Raw genomic sequence first — 22,367 nt, 5'->3', positions numbered from 1 at the left:
GCCCAGCGTACTAGTCTCATCAATCCGTAAATTAACAAGGCAAATAACAAAAGCCCAAAGCAGAAAATTATATTTTCAATCGTGCTTAACTCATACATTTTCCTCATCCTATCGCCATGTTAACCATGAATAAATGGCTCTTAATTGCGATAACTCAATCGCTAAAATGTATTTTTAGCAACAGGCTGGCATCTTTGAGCCTAAGAAAACTAAATGGCTTTTTACTATGCTAGGAGAAGAGGCGCAATCAACAACGCTGCGCCTGCATGTTGAACGGCTATACAAGTTAAGTATTAGCGTTATTATGTTTCAATATAAATGCAATGCCTAATAAGATAAACATCGCTGCAATCCCAAAAAATGATAACTGCTCACTGAAGACAGCCGCTGTAGCAAAAGCGGCACCGCATGCAATAAGCAAGTACCCACCTGATTTCTGATTCTTATCTATTTTCATAAATCACACATAAACCCTAACCTTATCCAATACTTATACTGTATTAGACTAGGTTTATGAAAATAACAAGGACCCCTTTCTTATATAGTACTATGCTAAAACACTTTCCTATAGCTAAGGACTGCCTCAGCATGAAGCATGAGAGTTACCTCTTAGTTTGTTTTGATTTAAAGATTCAGCACCTTTATAAAACGGGTAACTCTCACGTTTTCAATGTTGATGTGTCAGATCTTGTCTGACCTAATACAAATCTGAACTAATACAAATAAGTGTTCTTATAATTCATCTGCGAATTTTTCTGCGAATTTACGCACTTTGGGGGTGTGCCCATTTTTAGATAAATCTTCTAAAAGTGCTTTGTATTTTATATTGCCAGAGCTCCCAAGAACGCGACAGCCCCAAGCATAAAAATCAGAGAACTTCATATATCTGTTGCGTGGAATCGTGGCTTCTATGCTAAGGATTTCGCTAATTTCATCCAGCAATCGCGTATTATTAAGGTGTTGTCTGTAGATGTTTCGTACTGCGCTGCCCCGAAGATCATCATCACTACTATTTAACATATTTAGCAGTTGATTAGTTTGCCAGTCTAAATTGGGGTACATTGTGGAAGTATCGTGTACGACTTTAGCCTGCTTAGCGCGAACCGTCATCGCCTCAAGATAATCCTCTACGTAACCTTTCAACTTATCTGACGCATTGCTTTTCATAATAGTGTTTAACGTAGACCGGTACCGCTCTAAACCTGAATAAGCCAGCGCCTTAGTAGCCCATATAACCTCTTCAATGGTGTCTGAATTTGTACTCTCATGATTATTTAACACAATGGTGTTAATTTTGTCGTAAAGTGAGTAGCTGTTGATCCATTCTTCAATGAGTTTCTTATATAAATTCAGACGTTCTTCTCTGTTTCCTTCATTCAACTGTGTTAAATACTGCTGAATACGATCTTGTGGTATGTATTGTTCTGAAGTTAACCCAGGAGGCTTAGCTTTAGTAGGTGTTTGGAGAGGTGTATATCGCCGCTTTTGCTCAATTTGTTTCTCGGTCATTCCAGCGGTCATTGCTGCGAAAGCGTTTCGGTCATACTGATTTACTTTTTTTAAGCGCTTAAATAACATGTTGGCTATAGCGTTTACCGTCGCTATTTCTAACTCTCGCTTTTCAGTGAGAAGTCCGCCGAATTTATCTTTTAGCGTCAAACCAGTAGTGATACTTTTGCGAATGGCAATATCACCTAAATAACTCGCTTCGTGCAGAGAGATTATTGGAGGCACTAATTTTTCCATAGGAAACGGGGTCGCATCACCTACAAACCGACGTTCATAGTCGATAAAAATATCCAAGTCGACAACGTTAACGTCGGTATCACTTGCTAAAAGGTTATTTTCTTTCAATAGATAAATAAATCTTTTTTTTGCAGCAGATTCAATCTGTTCTTGACTAAGATAACCATTTTTAAATTTCTCAATCGACTGCACAACATCTGCCTCAAAATGTCGAATGGCATATTTAATTTCTATATTACTGTGTGGATAGGTTGTCACCGGTTTTTTAGTTTGCGCACATGCGGTTAACATCAGTATTGAACAGGTCAGTAAAATGAACTTTATATATTGAAACATTTTTATATTATCCTCTCTTGCACCTGTAGTAAGCACGGTTGGCGTGCATCTATTTTTTCTGTGTAAATTGTTAATAATGGCTTCGCTAATGCCATTTAGGCGTAATGACTGTAAGTAATATATAGACGGCCTTTTTCAGTGTTCAAGTTGTTTGACCGTTATAATGCTAAACAATGTTACTTTTTAGAGCCAAAATTATACTTACACCTCCTACCATTTATATTCTTTCTGAATTTGTTTTAAATAATTGATATTGTTCGGATCCCCAGCCTTGACTATGATGGCACCACTCAAACATGGGGAAATGAATACGTTTAGTTTTCTGATTAACTAACATTATCTAAGCCCGTATATTGCTAATATATGAAGGCTTACTTTCAAAAATAAAAAAACTGCGTAAAGCAAAGGACAAAGTAATGGATTTAGCGTCTCTGAATTCACAGCTACAAACACTGATTAAGCAAGCGCTTGAGCAAAAAAAAGTGTCTATTGAATGTAATGTTGCACTCTTTGATAACACCAATTTGGCCGTATCGGGCACAATTCCCACAGATGGCAGTAGCGAGATTGAGCTGGTAGGTAAATTAACTGGCGATGCGTTATCTACTCGCAATCTTAGCCAATATATTGAAACACAGGTTGGTAAAACGTTTAGTTCGCAATTACCTAGCTCACTAACTAATGCTGAAATATCTTTATTAACGCTTACAGCCACTTGCAATATTGATAAAAAATCTTCATCAATAACGCTGTTAAATGTCACCTTTGCTTTGCATACTCCGCATACGTGGCAGGTATCTCAGCCAAATATCGCATTAAGCAATTTAGTGGTACAGGTACTTTGCCATAACCCTACCAGCGACAATATCGTCGCGTTAGCGGTAAGTGGCACAACTGCAATATGTGGCGCGGTATTTTCAGTGGCAGCAACCTTATCTGACGCCAGTGACAAAGCAGGCACCCAACTTAACATTACGAGTATTGAACCTGTAACATTTGACTTAAGCACACTGACTACTCAGCTTTCCGGGCACGCATTATCATTACCAAGCGGGCTACCAACCTCATTTAACCTGAATTCCGCCACCCTAACAGCCCAACCATTACTACACAGCTTTAACTTTACCGCAGATACCAGTGTTAACTGGACACTGCCATTAGGTATCACCAGTTTATCTTTAGATGTAACACACTTGGCATTAACCCATGAGCAAGACACAACCACAGGTTCATTAACCGGTAATACTACGCTTGCGGGGGCCAAGTTTGACTTTGCTTTAACCATCCCGGGAGCAGTGAATATATCTGGTACTATTCCTAAAATTAGTTTTAAATCCTTGCTCACAGAATTAGCAGGCCACAGTACTGAAATTCAAGCGTTAGTTAACGGCGGATTCAATCCAACATTAGAAAATATTCAGGTAATCATTGAGCAACAAGCGAAACAGTCTGCATTTTATCTTTGTTGTACCGTACCAACGTTTGGTACTTTATATTTAGTGATCAAGCATGACGCCAACCAATCTGATCCCAATCACGTTATTGCTATTTTTGATTTACCTAACACTTCAAACTCATTTAAGTTATCCAACTTCTCTGGTTTTCCAAATGTATTAGATGCACTTTCATTAGAACAAAATGTATTGGTTATTTCTGATGCAGACGATCCTACATTTCAGGTGGCCAATGCATTTCCAGATAACCACTCTTTTTCTATTACCAATACCAATGCCGCTAAACTGCCGGTTGGTATCCATAAAGGCATGGCCTTCTACTCACATTTAAACCCTAATCAGGGCGCATTAAGTAATGTAACGAAATTATTTAAACTATCTAACTTACCGCCATTGGCAACAGAAATTAGCGTGAGCACCTCACCGCTTGCTATGGAGTTAGCCGCTTCTTTAGATATTGATGCGTTAAATATTGATGGATTAAAGCTACATGCGCCTGCATTAAAAATGGGCTTGATAGCAGGCTCACCTTACCTTGGACTTGGTGCTATGGTCGAGTTTAAGGTTGACTCGCATACCATACAAATAGAAAGCGACTTTGATGTATCAGCTAATGGGGCTAACTTAACCGCTGAATATCTTGGCAGTTTATCTTGGCATGATGTGTTTGGCATACCGGCAACCGTAGTCATTACCGAGCCAACCATTGTGGTCGGAATTAGCTTTGAGGGACTACCTACTGTTGGGTTATCTGGTAGCTTCCAAATTGATCAAGTCTCAGGCGATTTAAACGTGCTATTTAATGCAGCTAATCCTGCCAATAGTATGCTTGCGGGTTCCCTTTCAGAGTTAACGTTAAAAGAGCTCACCCAAACCTTCTGCCACAATACAATAGCGCTACCGACTGAATTAGAGCAAACGCTGTCTGAAATTGGTTTATCTAATATTGAACTGTACATAGCACCCACCGATGTAAAAATTGGCGATAAAACCTTTAAAGCAGATTATAAATTTGCCGGTCAGTTAAATATTTTAGGTACTACCGCCACCACCGATGTTGAGCTTGATCCAACACAAGGCTTTTCATTTGATGCCAACATCAACAAGCCACTACATATCAAGAATATTGTTCGCGTTGCCAGTAATGACAATAAAACAGGACCACTTGTGCAGCTTTCAACACTGAAAAGCAATCCGCATTTCACGCTGTCTGGTTTAATTTCTATCGAAAATGTACTGCGCGCAAATGCCGATATCAGCATTAGCGATCAGCATTCACGATTTGATGTGACGACAAATATTTACAACGTGATGAAAGCCAGTATTGCAGCAAGTGTTGACTCCTCTTCATTATTAGAAAGCGACATGAAAGTGGCCATTGATATTGAAAGTGGCGAATTCGACAAAATCGCGAAAAATATTAATCACGCTTTAAAGGATGCCGCAAAAGAAGCCAATAAAGGATTAAACCAAGCCATGAAAGACGTCACCCAATGCCAAGCAGACGTTAAAAAGATTGATAACAACATCAAAGCGAATAACGCAAAAATAAAAAAACTACAAAAGCAGCTGTCACAATTGGCTAAGGGGTTATAAATGAGTTGGTTTTCAAAAGCGGTTAAAACGGTTAGTCATGCCGCCAAAAAAACAGCATCGGATGTGTCTCACACAGCAACTAGTGCAGCCAATACGGTATCACATACAGTAACCAATACCGCTAATGATGCTGCAAATACGGTAGTACACACTGCTAATGACGTTGCTAAAGTAGCATCCAACACGGCAAAAGAGGCGGCTAAAGTTGCTGAACAAGCAGCAAAAGAAGCTGAAAAAACAGCAAACACCACGATAAAAAAAGCAGCGGCAGCGGCAGAAATCGCGAAAGTTTGGTCGGAAATTGAAGCATTAAAAGCTGAAAACACCGCACTGAATATATCTAAACAAACCGCGTTAACGGGTTTGAGTATTGCCAAAGGTCAATTGTCAGCGGTTAACTCGGTCACTCAGTTAACGTTAAATGGACTGCAACAATGGATAAATCTAACCAGCAAAGTACCCGTACAAATAAAAAGTGCGCATATTGATACCCATTTAAGTGCGATGCAAGGTGCTGAATTTAATTTAAAACTGAAGCTACTCATTGCAGGGCAAAGTAAAACCTTATCATTGCATATCGATTTTAAAGACCTAGTGAAGTTTGAAAAAGTGGCTCAAAAAGCCATTGAGAAAGAGCTGCAAAATATTGCTGACTTTGCGGTCAATATTGGTGAAGGAATTGGTAAAGACGTTAATACATTAATTTCAAGCGCAGAAAAAACAGCGCAACAAACGGTACAGCCAGTGGCGATAGTAAAAGACACCAAGAGTATTAATGCCGCCCAGCACGCGTTAGCACAATACCAGCAAGCACAATTAGCGTTTAATTCCCCTGTTAACTTATATAACCTGCAACATAAAGGTTACTTGTCAGCGCGCGGCAAGGACGATCATAGCCAAGTTGGCAGTATGAGCAAAGCGGGACCATGGGAAAAATTTGTACTTGTAAACCCCAACAATATTCACGATACCAGCCCAATAAAATTTGGTGATCCCATCGCTATTTGTTCACAAGCTTGGCATAACTACATTTCTGCTCGTGGTGATAAAAATGGCGACTCTGCGCAAATGATGAACGCGCAAAAAGGTTGGGAATTATTCACCTTAGTCAATAAAGATGAACCTAATACAAAACGCGATGTGTTATTGAACGAGCCTGTTAGCTTTTTATCAAGCCAGTGGCATAACTATCTTTCAAATAGAGGTAATAACCAGTCTATTACATTGATGAAGGAGATTGGCACGTTTGAAGAGTGGCTAATCAAGAAAGCAAAGTAATGCGATATATCACAAAGATGGCACAACATAACCTCAACAAATCATGTAAAGCACACAAAAACATGTAAGGGCAAGCTGGAAAATATAATGACCGAATTTCAAAAAATTAAGCACACTTTCGCTTTCACTAATAAAAATACAAAAGCATGGGGAGTACTCGCATTATGCGTCACCTTACATGCGGGTAAGGTGGCTGCATCCCCTAACAACACAAAAATCACCATCAATAATCATGAAATTAGTAAAAATATGCTCCAAAAAGAACAGCCTATTCACTCTTCCGAGGACTATTTAAAAGGCATTGATGTATCACACTACCAAGGCAAAGTAGACTGGCATAAAGTAGCAAGTACTGGCGTACACTTTGCTTTTGTGAAGGCGACTCAAGGCATTCACACCATTGATAAGCAATATCACCACAACTGGCATCAAACGAAAAAAGCGGGTATTAAACGAGGTGTATATCATTACTTTGATCCGTCTTTAGATGCACAGCAGCAAGCCAAGCACTTTCTATCGACGACTCAGCACGACTTTGGGGAGTTACCTCCTGTTATTGATATTGAAGCATTCGAAAATGTAAGTGCTAAACAGGTAATAGATGAGCTAAAACTGTTTTTATCGCATGTCAGTGAAACAACAATGTGCAAGCCTATTATTTACACCTCTCCCGGCTTTTGGAGCCAATTAAACGATCATGAGTTTGGCGAATATGCACTTTGGCTTGCAGAATACAGTGTAAAACCTCGAATCCCGGATGGCTGGAGTTCATGGTTGTTTTGGCAGTATTCCAGTAAAGGCAAAGTTCATGGCATAAATAGCCCTGTCGATCTCAGTTACTTTTCATCGTCGACACAAGCATTGGAGGCGCTATCATGCAGCAAGCAGTAACTGAACACACTGAACATACGTCATCGGGCGACTTACCGCACCAACAGCAAAGTATTATCCAACGTATACGTTCACAGCCAACTTGGCAAAAAATAAGAGCCTTACTTGCATTGCTAATAGTTGTGCTAAGTTTCTTACATATAACCGACAATATACTTAACGCATTAGGCAGAGATTATATTACTCAACAAGCTACTCAATTTCTTAATACTTCAGAAACCGCTGCCCAAGATACGTTCTTATTAATTAGTACTGCAAAAGCGGGCTTATCTGTTGTAGAAAGTAGCCAAGGTGGCGTGTCATTTTTTATCGAAGCTGAAGTGCAATTAGGTAGAATTGTAGAGCCACTAAAAGAACTACTTGATTACGCGTGGTCGTTTTCATTGCAAAGTTTGTCGGTACTCATGATCACAAAAATAGTGGTTGGGTTAGTAGAACGGATATTTGAGAATTACCTACTTTTTCTCACAATAGTGTGGCTAGGCTATGAAACATTGCGCCTATTAAAAGCTAAATTAGCTATGCAAGTGTATAAGTTTTTACGCGCTGCTACGTTATTATTCGCGTTGTTATTTATTGCGCTACCGCTTTCGATCACACTAACTTCCATCATTTCAAATGCAATTACCCATCCTATATCGCAACAAGTGAATCACGGCTTAAATCAGCATAACGAGCTGTTTGACTATCAGCAAGCGAACAACAAAGAGCTTTCTCTTAAGAATAGTGCCGAGCACGCATTGAAGATTTTTGATGCGAATCGTCACAGTATTAATCAGCATGTTTCTACTATGCATCAAAGCATCTATAAACATATTGCAGCAGAAGTATTAGAAGTGGTTATTTTACCATTAATGATTCTGTGGCTATTCCAGTTTGGACTTGGCTCTATACTTCCCAAAAAGCAGTATAAGAAAAGAGCTCCTACCGAACATCCCTCTTACCGTTAAGATCTACTCATCGACCATTAAAAAAGCGCACTCCATATGAAGTGCGCTTTATCAAACATTAAACATTGGTTGTATTGGTATGATTAACTCGCTTTAGGATCAAGCGCCTTAGTAATCATATAGTCTAGCTGCTCTTTATGAGCAATACTCTCTGCATTATTGCGTTTAGTACGTAACATGGTCTTAATTTTCTTTAAGTTGTAACGTGCTAGTGCTTGTGCAGCGTGTTTGCCACCATCCGTTTTCTTCGCTTTAAGCATGCCAGCTAACTTTTCAACGTACATGCGCTGTAAGTTTTGGCGGAACGAGTTAACGTTAGATTTAGCATCCGCTTTAAATACACCTTCTGTTAAATCGCCCATCATGTCTGCAAGCGAGTATTCGTTACCGTATAGGCTAGAATCTTGAATACGCTTTAATACATTTGGATGTAATAAATGCGCCATCACAGCTTTTTGCGAGCTAAGTACCATATCGTGTAGCTTAGGATCTTCTGTTTTACCGAAGAAGTAGAAACCACGACGCTGCTGCTGTAAATGACTGATTAAATCTTCATTCATTTCAAATGCATCAGGTGCAAATAAATGCGCATTAAGTACATCCATTGCTTGCTTTTGCTTAGCTTTTTCAACTGGCGTAAATGGACGTTTCGCCCCTTCTTGACCAACAAAACCACGGTCTACATAAACACCACCAATATAACGAGAAACAACTTGCGCATTACGTGCATATTCACGTTGTAATGTTACGAAGGCGTTCGTTAAGGCCTGATACGATTCATTTTCATCGCTAAAGCGCGTTTTTAAATCTTTCATTAAGCTATTAACGAGGTTCAAACGATCTTCAGCGTAGCTTACTGCATCGCTAGACATATCATAAATCATTACACGCGGGTCAATACCTTTACCCGGTGAACGCATATCATCAGCATCGTTACCAAAGGTAAGTGCAGGCTCAGTAGAACGTGCTAACAACTTATCAATGCGTTGCTTTTCTGCTGTCATATCAGTTAACGCTGGCGCATAACCAAATTCAATGGCCCAATCATCGTACGCACCTGGCTTAGATGTGTAGTACGCACCTTGCTCAACACCTTTAGGCGCGAAGTTAATACTTGGGTAATCCATTACTGAACCTTGTAAGCCATGCTTGTCAGTAATGCTCTTGTCATGCACTTCTTCGTCATCAAGCAACTGAGTTGCTTTCATGTTGTGGTTTAGACCTAGTGTATGTCCCACTTCATGTAATACTAAGTAGTATAAAAACTCTTTCGTAAAACGCTCTCTGTCAGCGTCATTTGCATCCATTGCAAGCATCGCGTATTGTCCGAACAATGCAGACTCATACAGCGCACTGTGATCCATCATCATTGCATCGTCAGCGTCGTGCTCTACATGCTCAGCATCTGCTGCACTTACATCAAATGCTTTATATGCATCTAGACGGCGGGTAAAGCCAGCAAACTCGAGCATGATATCAGCCCCTAAAAGCTGACCGGTACGAGGGTTAGCAAAACTAGGACCGTAACCACTAAATACTGCACGTGGTGATGATGTCCAGCGCATTACGTTATAACGAATGTCGCCCGCATCCCACTCAGCGTCGTCTGGCTGTACTTTTACTTGTACCGCATTTTTAAACCCTGCTTTTTCAAAAGAGCTATTCCACGCTAAGGTAGCGTCTTTAATAATCTCTCTGAACTCCATTGGCGTTGTGTTTTCAATCCACCACACAATCGGTTCAACTGGCTCTGATAACGCCGCATTTGGATCTTTCTTTTCTAGGTTCCAGCGATTAATTACATCACGGTACGGTGTTGCATCATCGCTGCTCGTCATATCATGTTTAATTTGAGTAAAGTACCCGACACGTGGGTCATCAAAACGAGGCTTGAAGCTATTTTCTGGCACAGCAATAAAGCTATGGCGTACTTTTAATGCAATGCTACGGTCGTCGGTAAATGCAAAATCACCATTTGAAATGCCTCTGTTGCTAGGACGAACTGGCGCAGGGTTGTCGTACACGTATTCAATTTCTAAGTCAGTGTTTTGAGGGTAGTTATGAATACTAACGTACTTAGTTTTATCTTTACTAAGTTTACCTAATTGATGTTTTTTACCCGGCTTATCTTTCGGGTTTTTAGACGCTTTAATTTGACGTAGGCTTTCAGTTAAGAAGATTTTGTCTGCTTTGATAAGCACGTCGCCCGTTGCTTCATCTTCTGCTTCAACTTTTACGCTTGCTAAAATTGGGCGGTTAATATTTGCGTCTTTTGAGCGTGCTAAAGGACTATTTTCATCGAAATGGAAAGACGTGTTTTCAGCGCGAATTTCTACTTTGTCAAAATGACGATTGAATGAATAAATGTTAGCGCCGCGGTAACCACCACGGAAATGACGGAACTCTGCAAGACCGTCTAGGTTTTGCATAAAATGAATAAACTCTTTATCCATTTGTTCTTTCGTTACTTTCATCATTAACGAACCGTCTTTTTTACTCTGATAAACAGTAAACAGTCCGTCATGTACTATGCTGTCTTTGGTTAGATCAGCAATAGATTTTTTCTTTTTTTCTTTCTTCTTGTCGTCTTTTGCGTCTTCGTTTTCTACATCATCTTTAGCTAACTCAACTTGCTCAGTTGGCTTTTCTTCACTTTCTTGTGGTGTCGCTTTTGACGCTGCAAATGCAGGTTGAGCACCGAGTGATAAAGCTAAAGCTACTGAAGCTGCCAATAACGTTAGCGTTGGAGAATTTCCTTTCATTTTAATACCTACGATTTTCTATCTAATTATATTTTTGTAGCCTAGATCCAGGGAAGAAATTAGGCCTTATAGTTCCCGTAGCAGACATCAAAACAAAATTAACCGCAAAAGCCAAATTCTGAGGCAATTAAATCGTTTCAAAATATTAATAATCATGCTTAACTTTGTAAGCTAATGCTTAAAAATGCTTAGCTTACAATGCTTCTATCCTATTTACTTTTATCGAACCCTTTACAGCTTGCGTAATAGCTTACCGTACCTGGCCAGTCACTAAATACGCCAATGACACCCACTTCTTTTGCAAGCACGTCCAACAGTTCAAATGCGTCGCCGTCATTATCAGTAATGTCTTTTACCGATTGATAATACCAGCCGCCGCCATTTTTCAAGGTGCCTGAACGCTCCAGCGTCCATGTAATAATGTCTAAACCTGCCTCTTTTGCAGCAACTGCATATGCTGAAGGCACCATTTCGTTATCTGAACCTAGTGTTACTAGCATCCATAGTGGCGGAGCAATAATTTTTACGCCATCAGCCACCAATTCATGCATACTTGGTTGCCACGTTGCTTGGTTTTGTGGGTCAAATCCTGCTTGGTCATATCGACCGTCTAAATACACACTTTGCGCAGCAAAGTCTGGCGCATTGTTTATCCAGTACTTTACATCTTCAAGATTAAAAGACTGCGGAAACACGTCGCTAGCTGGAACTTGTGCATTCACGTATTCATCAAGCATCTTTTGCGCGTATTGCTGCTGACTAAACCCATCAAATGGCATGGTAACTGCTGGCGATTTAAGCTCAGGAGTCATTTTTACATTCAATGATTTAAATAACTCTATGCTTTGTGCGTGAGTCATTAGTGTTCCACTTGATGAATATAAGTCAGTTCGCCAATTAGGAGTACCTTGTAAATACTCTTCTACAGTTGTAGCGTTAGGGTTAGCACCGTCCATTTTCCCTTGTAGCGTTAAAAACTCTTCCACAGTAATATCGCTCGTACAACACTTTGCAGTTGCGGCTATACCGTTAACTGGATCGGCAGGAGTAAATGGCACACTACATTTAGCGGCTAATTCAGGGATAGCAAGAATATTAGTAGTTGTATGTAAATCACATTGCGAATGACGACACACTAGTTCTTTGTCTTGTGTAAAAGTAACGTCACACTCAACAATACCCGCCCCCATTCTCGCCGCAGCAATATAGGACTCTTTGGTATGCTCAGGGTATTGCATAGCAGCACCACGATGGCCAATTGAAAAGTCTGTTTTATAAAAAGGACCGTCCTTACATTCTTCCAAGCTTGTTTTTAAATCGCTATCTTGCATGTCATCTATCAAAAAGTAAGGGCGAATACCTACTTGAACATCTTGTTTATTGTCACTGGTTAACGTGCTAGCTGTGTCCGTAACGGGATTCGTATTGCTGGTTAGTGTATTCGTCGTTGTTTTATTGTCTGAATTACATCCTGACAAAATAAATAGTGTACTTAGCCCTACCATTTGTATAAAACGTATTAACTTATTCATAGCTACGCTGCTCCTAAAATTTTTTGACTACTTTAGTGAGCAAGTGAGACGCTTTTATGACGTAAGTATTACGTTAGCAAAGCAGTTTTATTTCAGATTTTTTACACTTTAGTACTGATGGGTTATAGCTCAGCACGAAAGACACCACTGCCTGAGCTTAAATTGGAGCATAAATAGATAAACTAGACGAGTGACCATACAGCCACTTCAATAGGTGACTGTACACGTCTGTCGTTACGCTATTACATTACACTAATTTATTTTTCCGCTGAATAAGGGTCTTCAGCTACTAGATAGGCTCTTAAATCCGCTTTTTGTGGCTGTTCATTTAGCCACTCTCTCATTTGCTTAATTTGTGAGTAAATTTCTTCACCAAACTTATCTTTATAGATCGCAGAAAAGTTTTCTTTTGTGCTTTCTTGCCTGATTTTATTTTGCCAATGCTGAGTCACTACGGCATTTAAACTTCCAGCTAACCCTTCGCTTTTTAGTAGCTCCCATTCCCCCTTATCTAGCCAAATACCACCAACGCTGGTACTGTAATCTATACGGTGTTCATTGGCTGCTGATATTCTAAATTTACGCATGATTGTTCTTGAAACTGGGCATATTAACGCTTTTTTACTCTCTAATATTTCCGCTTCTTCAAAGGTAATATGTTCAGCAAACTCATAGTCAGCATTTCGCTCGCGCCATGCCACATAGTCTTCAATTAAGACCCAGTTTCCCGAGCATGAGGTGCACGTATGCGCTCTAAATAGCCCTTCAATAAAGCTCGGAGCCAATATTCCATTATTGCAACTAGTACATTTCATGTCTCAAATCCTTATCATCTTAAGAGTTAATAAGTTTAACTTAAATTATTTATGAACTTTATCTAATTTTATCGATTCAATCTCATTTTATTAGGACTGCTTCATATATAGATTTCCATCTACAGGTTACCTCAGCTAAAATCGGTTTCATTCAATAAGCATTGTCTTTTGCTTATACATTTATAGTTAATACTTTGGGATAACAAATGCCTTGGATTCAAATTCGCGTTAATGCTACTGAAACTACTGCCGAGCAAATAGGTGATGCGCTTTCAGATATGGAAGCACAAGCAGTTACATTTATGGACGCTAAAGATACTCCCATCTTTGAACCGAAAATTGGCGAAGTTGTATATTGGGCTAATACGGTTGTTATTGGCTTGTTCGACGCAGAAACGAATATGCAAGCTGTGGTTGACTATCTGCAAGCACAACCCGTAATTCAACAGTTTGGCGATGACCAATTCGTTTATAAAGTAGAGCAATTAGAAGATAAAGATTGGGAACGTGAGTGGATGGATAATTTTCATCCTATAAAATTTGGCGAGCGTTTGTGGATTTGTCCAAGCTGGCGCGACATTCCTGATCCGAATGCGGTTAATGTAATGCTAGATCCCGGCTTGGCGTTTGGTACGGGCACTCATGCTACTACTGCATTATGTTTAGAATGGTTAGAACAATTAGATTTAACCGATAAAACCGTAGTGGACTTTGGTTGTGGTTCGGGAATTTTAGGTATTGCAGCATTAAAGTTAGGTGCAAAGCGAGTGATTGGTATTGATATTGATCCACAAGCGATTGAAGCCAGTAAAGAAAATGCAAAACGAAATGGGGTTGAGGGGCAAATTGAGTTATATCTACCAGCCAACCAACCTAGCTTAGAAGCCGACATTGTTGTTGCGAATATTCTGGCAGAACCACTCATTAGTTTGTCTGATGTCATAATGGCCTACTTAAAGCCGCAGGGAGAATATGTATTATCTGGTATTTTAGATAGCCAAATAAATAATATAAGAAGCGTGTATCAGCAATATGGCAGTTTAGCCGACGATAAAATAAAGGATGAATGGGCGCGCGTTTCAGGAAAAAAAGCCTAATCATCTTTTCCTTAATCACATTGGCGAATTGTTTTGCCAGTGTGATTGCTGTTACGGTAATCACAACAAACATCACCTCCTCTTATTTTGTACTTGATAAACGTCTTGCCTATTAATTTTTGAACTTTTTGTATAAATCTCACTCTGTACCTTTGCCAAGTTACACTTTTTGAATATTGCAAAGCGCTTAGAATACGGTCATACCCAAATTAAGAACAAGCCACTATTCATAGTATCATCCGAGGCGCTAAGCACATTTTTTGTTCACTTTGGGCTAGTTATAGAATGTCAATATTAAAAAGTGAAAAAAAGTTCACTTTGTTTAAATAATAACCTTGGATTTTTGCTGAAAAATCCTTAAACTTAGCGCCCTTTTTTAACGGTGATACTTTTTTAACCAGTTGTGCAGATAGGTTCATACGTTCTCGACAATAATGTAATGTGCGCGCCAATGGCGGGCATTACCGATCGTCCTTTTCGTCAAATGGCAAGACAATTAGGTGCAGGCTTAGCAGTATCTGAAATGCTGTCGTCGAATCCTAAGGTTTGGAAAACCGAAAAGTCTATGCACCGCATGAATCACTCTGGAGAAACCGGTATTCGTTCAGTTCAGATTGCAGGTAGTGATCCCGAGTTAATGGCACAAGCAGCACAACATAATGTCGATAACGGTGCGCAAATTATCGATATTAATATGGGTTGTCCGGCTAAAAAAGTAAATAAAAAGCTAGCAGGGTCTGCATTATTGCAGCATCCAGCGTTAGTTGAAGATATTGTCAAAACCGTTGTTAACGCAGTATCTGTACCAGTTACGCTTAAAATTAGGACTGGTTGGGATACTGATAATAAAAACGGTATCGAAATTGCAAAAATAGCAGAACACAATGGCATACAAAGCTTAGCCGTGCATGGCCGTACGCGTGCTTGCATGTACAAAGGGTTTGCTGAATACGACACCATTAAAGCGATTAAGCAGAATGTGTCTATTCCTGTTGTTGCAAATGGCGATATTGATTCACCTGAAAAAGCAAAATATGTGCTGGATTATACTGGTGCTGATGCGGTAATGATTGGCCGTGCCGCACAAGGTCGCCCTTGGATATTTAAAGAGATTGACCATTATTTAAAAACGGGCGAACTACTACCACCTCCAGCGCTGACTGAGGTCAAAACAATTTTGCTGACGCATGTAACTAACTTGCATCAGTTTTACGGTGACGTGATGGGTCCAAGGATTGCAAGAAAACACGTCACTTGGTATTTAAAAGAGCAAGACCCTGAGGGTCAGTTTCGCAGTACATTTAATGCCATTGAAGAAGGTGAAAACCAACTTGATGCATTAAATATGTATTTCGATTCTATAGCATTAATCAATTGATATAAGAGATAATAAACGATGTTTGATCAAAACGTGCCTTCTTCTCCTTTCATTACAAACGCTAACGTTCAGACGCAAGAAAAGCCTCAGCCGCTTCGCAACGCTGTACAAAAAGCCGTTGCAAACTACTTGCAACAACTTAACGGTCAAGACGTAGAAGATGTATATGACTTGGTACTTTCTGAATTAGAAGCACCGTTACTTGAAGAAGTAATGAAGTATACACGCGGTAATCAAACTCGCGCTTCAATATTATTAGGCATCAACCGTGGCACACTTCGCAAGAAGCTAAAAAGATACGGTATGAACTAATCATATAACACAACGAAAAAGCACCCTTGGGTGCTTTTTCGCTTTTTGTAAGTTTAAATTTGTACATTGAAAAATCTAATACCAATTTTACTCTTTTTGAACTGAGGTAATAACAATACAATGGATACACATCGCCCTATTAAACGCGCACTCATTAGCGTTTCTGACAAAACTGGAATTGTTGACTTTGCTCGCGCACTAGCAAACAAAGGTGTAGAAATTTTATCAACCGGTGGCACGGCTAAGCTACTAGCTGAAAACGGCCTTAATGTTATTGAAGTATCTAATTATACGGGTCATCCTGAAATTATGGATGGTCGAGTAAAAACACTGCACCCTAAAATTCATGGTGGGATCTTAGCCCGTCGCGGTCAAGACGAAGCGGTCATGGCTGAACATGAAATAGGCGGTATTGATTTAGTAGTCGTAAACTTATATCCATTTAAGCAAACCGTTGCAAACCCTGATTGCAGTCTTGAAGATGCGATAGAAAATATTGATATTGGCGGCCCTACGATGGTGCGCGCTGCAGCAAAAAATCATAAAGATGTAACGATTATCGTTAATGCACACGACTACGATCGTGTTTTAGCGGAATTAAACGAATATGGCTCAACAACTGGCCCAACTCGCTTTGATTTAGCCGTTGCCGCATTTGAACATACCGCACAATACGACGGTATGATTGCAAACCACTTTGGCACTATGGTAACTGATTACAGTGAAAACGCGGAAGAATTCCCTCAATCGCCGTTTCCGCGCACTATCAATATGCAATTTAAGAAAAAACAAGATATGCGTTATGGTGAAAACAGCCACCAGCAAGCCGCATTTTATGTGGAAAATGATATTGAGGAAGCCTCTGTGGCGACTGCCTCACAACTGCAAGGTAAAGCGTTATCGTTTAATAATATTGCTGATACCGATGCAGCCCTAGAGTGCGTTAAAGCGTATGAAGAACCAGCATGTGTAATTGTGAAGCATGCTAACCCATGTGGTGTTGCCACTGCTGATGACATTTTAACGGCATACGACCGCGCTTATAAAACAGATCCTACCTCAGCGTTTGGCGGCATCATTGCCTTTAACCGCACGTTAGATGCTGATACTGCAGAAGCCATTATTGCGCGCCAATTTGTTGAAGTGATTATCGCTCCAGAAATCACCCCTGCCGCGGCACAAATCGTATCTGCTAAACCTAATGTGCGACTATTAGAGTGTGGGCAGTGGCATAACCAAACTAAGCAACACGACATTAAGCGTGTTAACGGTGGGGTTTTAGTACAAGATAGAGATCAAGGCATGGTCGCTATCAATGAATTAACGGTTGTTTCAAAGCGCAAGCCTACCGAGCAAGAATTAAAAGATTTAATGTTTTGCTGGAAAGTAGCGAAGTTTGTTAAATCAAACGCGATTGTTTATGCTAAAGACGGCATGACAATTGGTGTTGGCGCAGGACAAATGAGCCGTGTATACAGCGCAAAAATTGCTGGCATTAAAGCAGCAGATGAAAACCTGCAGGTGAAAGGATCTGTCATGGCGTCTGATGCATTCTTCCCATTTAGAGATGGCATTGATGCAGCAGCAGAAGCAGGCATTACTGCGGTTATCCAGCCGGGTGGCTCAATGCGTGACGAAGAAGTGATTGCCGCCGCTGATGAAGCTGGCATGGCGATGGTATTTACTGGCATGCGCCACTTTAAACACTAATGACAATCCGTTTAGATTGAGCCAGCCCAGTGCTGGCTTTTTTGTATGCGGTGTTGCATAACGTTGTTGCATAACATTCATACACACAGTTTCTAAGTGGCTATTTAACCTGAACTTTGGATAACGAGTACTGCAACTATATGATATTAATCTAAATTCATATTTTTAGCTCAAAATAGTTAGTTTTAGTGCTTATCAAGGCAGTTTTACGCGTCAATAGCTAGCTAGTGCAAGTAAAACTAACGCAGAGAAGTGCAAAAATAACGGTTTTGAGCGGTACTGCTTATCCAGAGTTCAGGTTATTTAATACTTACGCATTAGTAAGCCAACTTATTCGTGCGTAAGTAAGAATAGTTGTTTAGAATAAATGTAGACCCAACCTCATTTTAAAGGCATGTTTAACAACGGCGGTTATTCTGTCTTATATCTGTTTATCATTAACTTATCAAAGGAGCTTTAATGTCCGCAACTACTTCCCCATCAACCTCTTTTGATTTATCGCAATTTATTAAGAAAATACCGAAAACTGATTTACACATGCACCTCGACGGTTCAATTCGTTTAGACAGTATTATTGAAATTGCGCAATCTGAAAATATTGAATTACCAAGCTACACCACTGAAGGGCTACAAGAGTTAGTCTTTAAAGATAAGTATAAAAACCTAGAAGAATATTTAAAAACCTTCGGCTATTCATGTGCCGTGTTACAAACTGCTGAAAACCTAGAGCGTGTTGCCTACGAACTAGCATTAGATAACATGTCAGAAGGCGTGCGTTACATCGAAGTACGTTTTGCGCCTCAATTGCACATGAGTAAAGATCTCAGCATGGAAGATGTATTGGTTGCTGTAAACAAAGGGCTTAATAAAGCAAAGCAGCAAATTAATAGTGCACCCGCCATTCAATCTGGCGAAGAGCCTCCTTTTAATTATGGCATTATAGTTTCAGCGTTACGGTCGTTCGGCCCTTACTCCCCTTATTATGCTGATATGATTTATTCACTTCAGTACTCAGATCCCCGTGAAATTGCAGCATTGGGTTCGTTAGAACTGGCTAAAGGTGCTGTTGCCATTCGCGATAAGCATAACTTGCCAATTGTGGCGATTGACCTTGCAGGCGCAGAACATGGTCACCCAGCTAAAGAGCACGCGTTAGCCTTCCAATATGCGCACGATCATTTTATGGCAAAAACCGTGCATGCTGGTGAAGCATATGGCCCAAGCTCTATATTCCAAGCGATTACCGATTTACATGCTGACCGCATTGGTCATGGCTATTACTTGCTAGATGCCGACAAAATTGAAGATCCGGATGTGATCGACAAAGAAAAGTACGTTGAAGATTTATGCAATTACATTGCAGAGCACCGTATTACGATAGAGGTTTGCTTAACCTCTAACATTCAAACGAACCCCGACTTAACAGACTTAAGCACGCATACATTCAGTGAAATGATGGCAAGAGACATCAGCGTGAGTTTATGTACCGACAATCGTACAGTAAGTAAAACCACGGTTTCTGATGAATACGAGCTGGCCTTAAAGCACTTTGATATTTCACCGAAAAAGCTTAAAAACTTAGTCACCTACGGCTTTAAGCGCAGCTTCTTCCCAGGCACTTACGGTGAAAAGCGTAAGTATGTGAGGCAGTGCATTAATTACTATGAGAAAATTGTTAAGGGCACACCGTTTGAAGCATAAGCATTTAGCATAAACTCCCACTTGGGTATTGCGAACTAAACGTTTGTAATACCCTGTTACACCATCATATTTTCTTCATATTTCTTTCATCGTCGTACACCACTATTAACGTTATTCTTTCATGTTATCGATAAAAAGTTGATAAAAATCAATCGTGCAAAAAGTAATTTGTCTACTAGTCTTATAGCAAGATAGATAAAAACTGTAGGGCACGCCCTATTGCATCATTTGGAAAAATAGGAAGGTGGCGCATTACTCAATTCGTAGCATCTAATCCATCAGATGACCTTATTAATGACTATAATTTTGCTCAAAAAGCTCCCCAGCAAAGTGTAAAGCAACTGTTAGCGCACTATGATACCGTACGACAAACGACCCTTTCACTTGCTAACATGCTCTCTCCTGAGCTTTGCCAAATACAATCGATGCCAGATGCTAGCCCAGTAAAATGGCACCTAGCCCACACCACTTGGTTTTTTGAGGCATTTATACTGGCCGAGTATGACAAACATTATTCAACGTTCGACAGCGCTTTCCACTATCTGTTTAATTCTTATTACAACAGCTTAGGTGCACAGTTTCCGCGTGCTAAACGCGGTATGATCACCACACCTAACCTTGCAGATGTGCTTAGCTATAGAATTTATGTCGATAAAGCGATACACCAGCTGTGCACTGCTAAAAGCAACAATAACGAGGCAAAACTCTTACAGTTGGTTGTGCTTGGTTTAAATCATGAGCAACAGCACCAAGAACTTATTTTAACTGATGTTAAACATGCACTCTGGCAACTACCTAGTCCACCAGCCATATTAGCAGCACAACAAGAGAAAACACTGTCATTAGATGAGCCAGAGCCTTTACAGTGGCGAACATTCCACAAAGCGATTGTGGAGATTGGAGCGTCTCAATATCCCACTGACGTGCTCAACACGCACAATAGCCATATACAGCATTTTTTTTACGATAATGAAACGCCTCGGCACGAGCATTTACTGCATGCTTATCAACTGGCCAGCCGTACAGTTACCAATGGCGAATATCTCGACTTTATTAACGACGGCGGCTACGAAGCAGCAGAGTTATGGCTTTCTGATGGATGGGCATGGTTGCAACAAAATCACATCAAACACCCACTGTATTGGCGGCAAATTAATAACTCATGGCAAGAATTCCATTTTATCGGTTACCAAACGCTAAATTTAGCACAACCCGTTTGTCACGTAAGTTTCTATGAGGCCATGGCCTATGCGCAATGGGCAAATGCGAGGCTTCCTACGGAGTTTGAATGGGAAGCAGCGTGTGCTTCTTGCCAGCCAACACCTAACAAACAAAGTAACTTGCTTGATAACCGCCAATTTGCAGCTACTCCCGAAATCACTCCATTTCAACACCTTTTAGGGAATTGCTGGGAATGGACGCGGTCTGACTATGCTCCCTATCCAGGCTTTACACCGTTAGCAGGAGCTGTGGGAGAATATAATGGTAAGTTTATGTGTAATCAGTACGTGCTACGTGGCGGCTCTTGCGCTACCCCTCGCTCTCATATTCGCCATACCTATCGTAATTTTTTCTACCCACATATGCGCTGGCAGTTTAGCGGTATTCGACTTGCGCGTAATGTACCAAGTAACAAGGCAAATAACCCAAATCACTCTTCAATAAAAACAACTACAGGTCGTTCACTATGAGCCAATCCGCTACCGCTATCCCTTTGCCAAGCAATGCCGTACACCTTGATTTCAGCGTGAGTCAGGAAGAATTTTATCACGATGTTATTGATGGCTTATCGCAACCGCAAAAAACATTACCCTGTAAGTATTTTTATGATGAGCTAGGTTCTGCGTTATTTGAAGATATTTGCCAGTTAGAAGAATATTACGTTACCCGAACTGAAAAAGCGTTAATGCATAAAATAACTGAGCAAGTCCCCCGCTTAATACCAAAAGGGGTCACTGTAATTGAACCAGGATCAGGTGCAGGTGAAAAAATTCATTGGCTATTGAATGCGTTACATCGCCCTGCGGGGTATATCGCGATGGATATATCGAAAGAAATCCTCATTCGCTCATGCCAAGTGATTAAGCGTGCCTTCCCATCACTTGAAGTAGCCAGTTGTGTAGCAGATTTTAATGATTTTGAAAAATTATCGGGCCTGTTAGCTACACTGCAACCTGCCCACCCTATGCTGTTCTTTCCCGGCTCAACCATTGGTAATTTAACGCCAGATCAGGCCGTTAACTTTTTAACAAATTATCGAACGGTGCTATTAGACTACGCTCAGCGCACGAACAGCAAAACAACACAAAGCAGCTGGCAGTCTCTTTCTCCTAGCCTCAACCCTAATAACGATGTTGGTTCAGTACTAATAGGCGTAGACCTAATTAAAGATAAAGCAACATTAGAAGCCGCATACGACGACAAACAAGGGGTTACAGCTGCTTTTAATACAAACCTACTAACACGTATTAACCGTGAACTGAACGCAGATTTTAATTTAAATTTATTTAAACATAAGGCGATTTTTAACGAAGCAAAAAGCCGAGTAGAGATGCATCTGGTAGCCACAGCAGATCATTTCGTCACGGTGAACGACCTTACCTTCGCATTTACCAAAGGTGAAACCATACATACCGAAAACAGCTACAAATACACGTTGCCGGATTTTTGTGATTTATTACGCCAAGCAGGATTTGAACCCAAGCAAGTGTGGATGGATGATAAAGAGTGGTTTTCCATTCATCATGCACGTATTTGTTAAAGTGTAATGCTAGAAGGTGCTACCCTTCGTAACGAACGGTCAGCCAGA

At 40.3% G+C, this 22,367-nt stretch carries 16 protein-coding genes; 11 read left to right on the top strand and 5 right to left on the bottom strand.

Annotation, left to right across the window (positions count from 1 at the left end):
• Positions 1-286: 286 nt before the first annotated feature.
• The gene (locus tag HUU81_RS02070; RefSeq protein WP_199610624.1) at positions 287-457 is read right to left on the bottom strand and encodes a hypothetical protein; all 171 of its coding nucleotides are present in this window, start codon (positions 455-457) and stop codon (positions 287-289) included.
• Positions 458-732: 275 nt separating this feature from the next.
• Positions 733-2,082: a hypothetical protein gene (locus HUU81_RS02065; RefSeq protein ID WP_199610623.1), complete on the bottom strand. Its 1,350-nt coding sequence runs from the start codon at positions 2,080-2,082 to the stop codon at positions 733-735.
• Between the two features lie 416 nt (positions 2,083-2,498).
• On the opposite strand from HUU81_RS02065, the gene HUU81_RS02060 reads away from it, so the two are divergent.
• The 4 genes from HUU81_RS02060 to HUU81_RS02045 all read left to right on the top strand — a co-directional run bounded on the left by HUU81_RS02060 (position 2,499) and on the right by HUU81_RS02045 (position 8,251).
• Positions 2,499-5,132: a hypothetical protein gene (locus HUU81_RS02060; RefSeq protein ID WP_199610622.1), complete on the top strand. Its 2,634-nt coding sequence runs from the start codon at positions 2,499-2,501 to the stop codon at positions 5,130-5,132.
• Positions 5,133-6,410 (top strand): hypothetical protein, encoded by a 1,278-nt coding sequence (locus tag HUU81_RS02055; RefSeq protein ID WP_199610621.1) that lies wholly within the window; start codon positions 5,133-5,135, stop codon positions 6,408-6,410.
• 87 nt (positions 6,411-6,497) lie between these two features.
• On the top strand, positions 6,498-7,301 hold the full coding sequence (locus tag HUU81_RS02050) for a glycoside hydrolase family 25 protein (RefSeq protein WP_199610620.1): 804 nt from the start codon (positions 6,498-6,500) through the stop codon (positions 7,299-7,301).
• Positions 7,286-8,251: a hypothetical protein gene (locus HUU81_RS02045; protein ID WP_199610619.1), complete on the top strand. Its 966-nt coding sequence runs from the start codon at positions 7,286-7,288 to the stop codon at positions 8,249-8,251. The genes HUU81_RS02050 and HUU81_RS02045 overlap by 16 nt, the downstream gene beginning before the upstream one ends.
• Positions 8,252-8,334: 83 nt before the next feature.
• Here HUU81_RS02045 and HUU81_RS02040 read toward each other — a convergent pair whose 3' ends face one another.
• The 3 genes from HUU81_RS02040 to HUU81_RS02030 form a co-directional block, all read right to left on the bottom strand.
• Positions 8,335-11,013, bottom strand: coding sequence for a zinc-dependent metalloprotease (locus tag HUU81_RS02040; protein ID WP_199610618.1), 2,679 nt, complete (start codon positions 11,011-11,013; stop codon positions 8,335-8,337).
• A 209-nt stretch (positions 11,014-11,222) separates the two neighbouring features.
• The gene (locus HUU81_RS02035) at positions 11,223-12,545 is read right to left on the bottom strand and encodes a glycerophosphodiester phosphodiesterase family protein (protein ID WP_199610617.1); all 1,323 of its coding nucleotides are present in this window, start codon (positions 12,543-12,545) and stop codon (positions 11,223-11,225) included.
• A gap of 257 nt (positions 12,546-12,802) precedes the next feature.
• Positions 12,803-13,360 (bottom strand): TFIIB-type zinc ribbon-containing protein, encoded by a 558-nt coding sequence (locus HUU81_RS02030; protein ID WP_199610616.1) that lies wholly within the window; start codon positions 13,358-13,360, stop codon positions 12,803-12,805.
• Positions 13,361-13,566: 206 nt separating this feature from the next.
• Between HUU81_RS02030 and prmA the strand changes: the two genes are divergently transcribed.
• The 7 genes from prmA (at position 13,567) to HUU81_RS01995 (ending at position 22,319) form a co-directional block, all read left to right on the top strand.
• A complete protein-coding gene (gene prmA / locus HUU81_RS02025) occupies positions 13,567-14,457 on the top strand; it encodes a 50S ribosomal protein L11 methyltransferase (RefSeq protein WP_199610615.1) in 891 nt (296 codons plus the stop codon).
• A 403-nt stretch (positions 14,458-14,860) separates the two neighbouring features.
• On the top strand, positions 14,861-15,835 hold the full coding sequence (gene dusB / locus HUU81_RS02020) for a tRNA dihydrouridine synthase DusB (protein WP_199610614.1): 975 nt from the start codon (positions 14,861-14,863) through the stop codon (positions 15,833-15,835).
• Between the two features lie 18 nt (positions 15,836-15,853).
• Positions 15,854-16,147: a DNA-binding transcriptional regulator Fis gene (fis, locus tag HUU81_RS02015; RefSeq protein ID WP_199610613.1), complete on the top strand. Its 294-nt coding sequence runs from the start codon at positions 15,854-15,856 to the stop codon at positions 16,145-16,147.
• Positions 16,148-16,267: 120 nt separating this feature from the next.
• A complete protein-coding gene (gene purH / locus HUU81_RS02010; RefSeq protein ID WP_199610612.1) occupies positions 16,268-17,857 on the top strand; it encodes a bifunctional phosphoribosylaminoimidazolecarboxamide formyltransferase/IMP cyclohydrolase in 1,590 nt (529 codons plus the stop codon).
• Between the two features lie 459 nt (positions 17,858-18,316).
• Positions 18,317-19,558: an adenosine deaminase family protein gene (locus HUU81_RS02005; protein WP_199610611.1), complete on the top strand. Its 1,242-nt coding sequence runs from the start codon at positions 18,317-18,319 to the stop codon at positions 19,556-19,558.
• 290 nt (positions 19,559-19,848) lie between these two features.
• Positions 19,849-21,249, top strand: a complete 1,401-nt coding sequence (egtB, locus tag HUU81_RS02000) for an ergothioneine biosynthesis protein EgtB (protein ID WP_199611933.1) — start codon at positions 19,849-19,851, stop codon at positions 21,247-21,249.
• Positions 21,246-22,319, top strand: coding sequence for an L-histidine N(alpha)-methyltransferase (locus HUU81_RS01995; RefSeq protein ID WP_199610610.1), 1,074 nt, complete (start codon positions 21,246-21,248; stop codon positions 22,317-22,319). The genes egtB and HUU81_RS01995 overlap by 4 nt, the downstream gene beginning before the upstream one ends.
• The last annotated feature ends 48 nt before the right edge of the window (positions 22,320-22,367 follow it).

It is taken from the genome of Flocculibacter collagenilyticus, from assembly GCF_016469335.1.
GTDB lineage: Bacteria > Pseudomonadota > Gammaproteobacteria > Enterobacterales > Alteromonadaceae > Flocculibacter > Flocculibacter collagenilyticus.
The sequence above is the reverse complement of the archived record's forward strand: the minus strand, read 5'-3'. Positions and strand labels throughout refer to the sequence as shown.

What these genes read in the sequence shown, in the direction of transcription:
- HUU81_RS02040 (WP_199610618.1), bottom strand. Translation starts at nt 11,013, where the DNA reads ATGAAAGGAAATTCTCCAACGCTAACGTTATTGGCAGCTTCAGTAGCT.
- HUU81_RS02050 (WP_199610620.1), top strand. Translation starts at nt 6,498, where the DNA reads ATGACCGAATTTCAAAAAATTAAGCACACTTTCGCTTTCACTAATAAA.
- HUU81_RS02070 (WP_199610624.1), bottom strand. Translation starts at nt 457, where the DNA reads ATGAAAATAGATAAGAATCAGAAATCAGGTGGGTACTTGCTTATTGCA.
- fis (WP_199610613.1), top strand. Translation starts at nt 15,854, where the DNA reads ATGTTTGATCAAAACGTGCCTTCTTCTCCTTTCATTACAAACGCTAAC.
- HUU81_RS02060 (WP_199610622.1), top strand. Translation starts at nt 2,499, where the DNA reads ATGGATTTAGCGTCTCTGAATTCACAGCTACAAACACTGATTAAGCAA.
- HUU81_RS01995 (WP_199610610.1), top strand. Translation starts at nt 21,246, where the DNA reads ATGAGCCAATCCGCTACCGCTATCCCTTTGCCAAGCAATGCCGTACAC.
- HUU81_RS02035 (WP_199610617.1), bottom strand. Translation starts at nt 12,545, where the DNA reads ATGAATAAGTTAATACGTTTTATACAAATGGTAGGGCTAAGTACACTA.
- HUU81_RS02030 (WP_199610616.1), bottom strand. Translation starts at nt 13,360, where the DNA reads ATGAAATGTACTAGTTGCAATAATGGAATATTGGCTCCGAGCTTTATT.
- HUU81_RS02065 (WP_199610623.1), bottom strand. Translation starts at nt 2,082, where the DNA reads ATGTTTCAATATATAAAGTTCATTTTACTGACCTGTTCAATACTGATG.
- purH (WP_199610612.1), top strand. Translation starts at nt 16,268, where the DNA reads ATGGATACACATCGCCCTATTAAACGCGCACTCATTAGCGTTTCTGAC.
- prmA (WP_199610615.1), top strand. Translation starts at nt 13,567, where the DNA reads ATGCCTTGGATTCAAATTCGCGTTAATGCTACTGAAACTACTGCCGAG.
- HUU81_RS02045 (WP_199610619.1), top strand. Translation starts at nt 7,286, where the DNA reads ATGCAGCAAGCAGTAACTGAACACACTGAACATACGTCATCGGGCGAC.
- HUU81_RS02005 (WP_199610611.1), top strand. Translation starts at nt 18,317, where the DNA reads ATGTCCGCAACTACTTCCCCATCAACCTCTTTTGATTTATCGCAATTT.
- HUU81_RS02055 (WP_199610621.1), top strand. Translation starts at nt 5,133, where the DNA reads ATGAGTTGGTTTTCAAAAGCGGTTAAAACGGTTAGTCATGCCGCCAAA.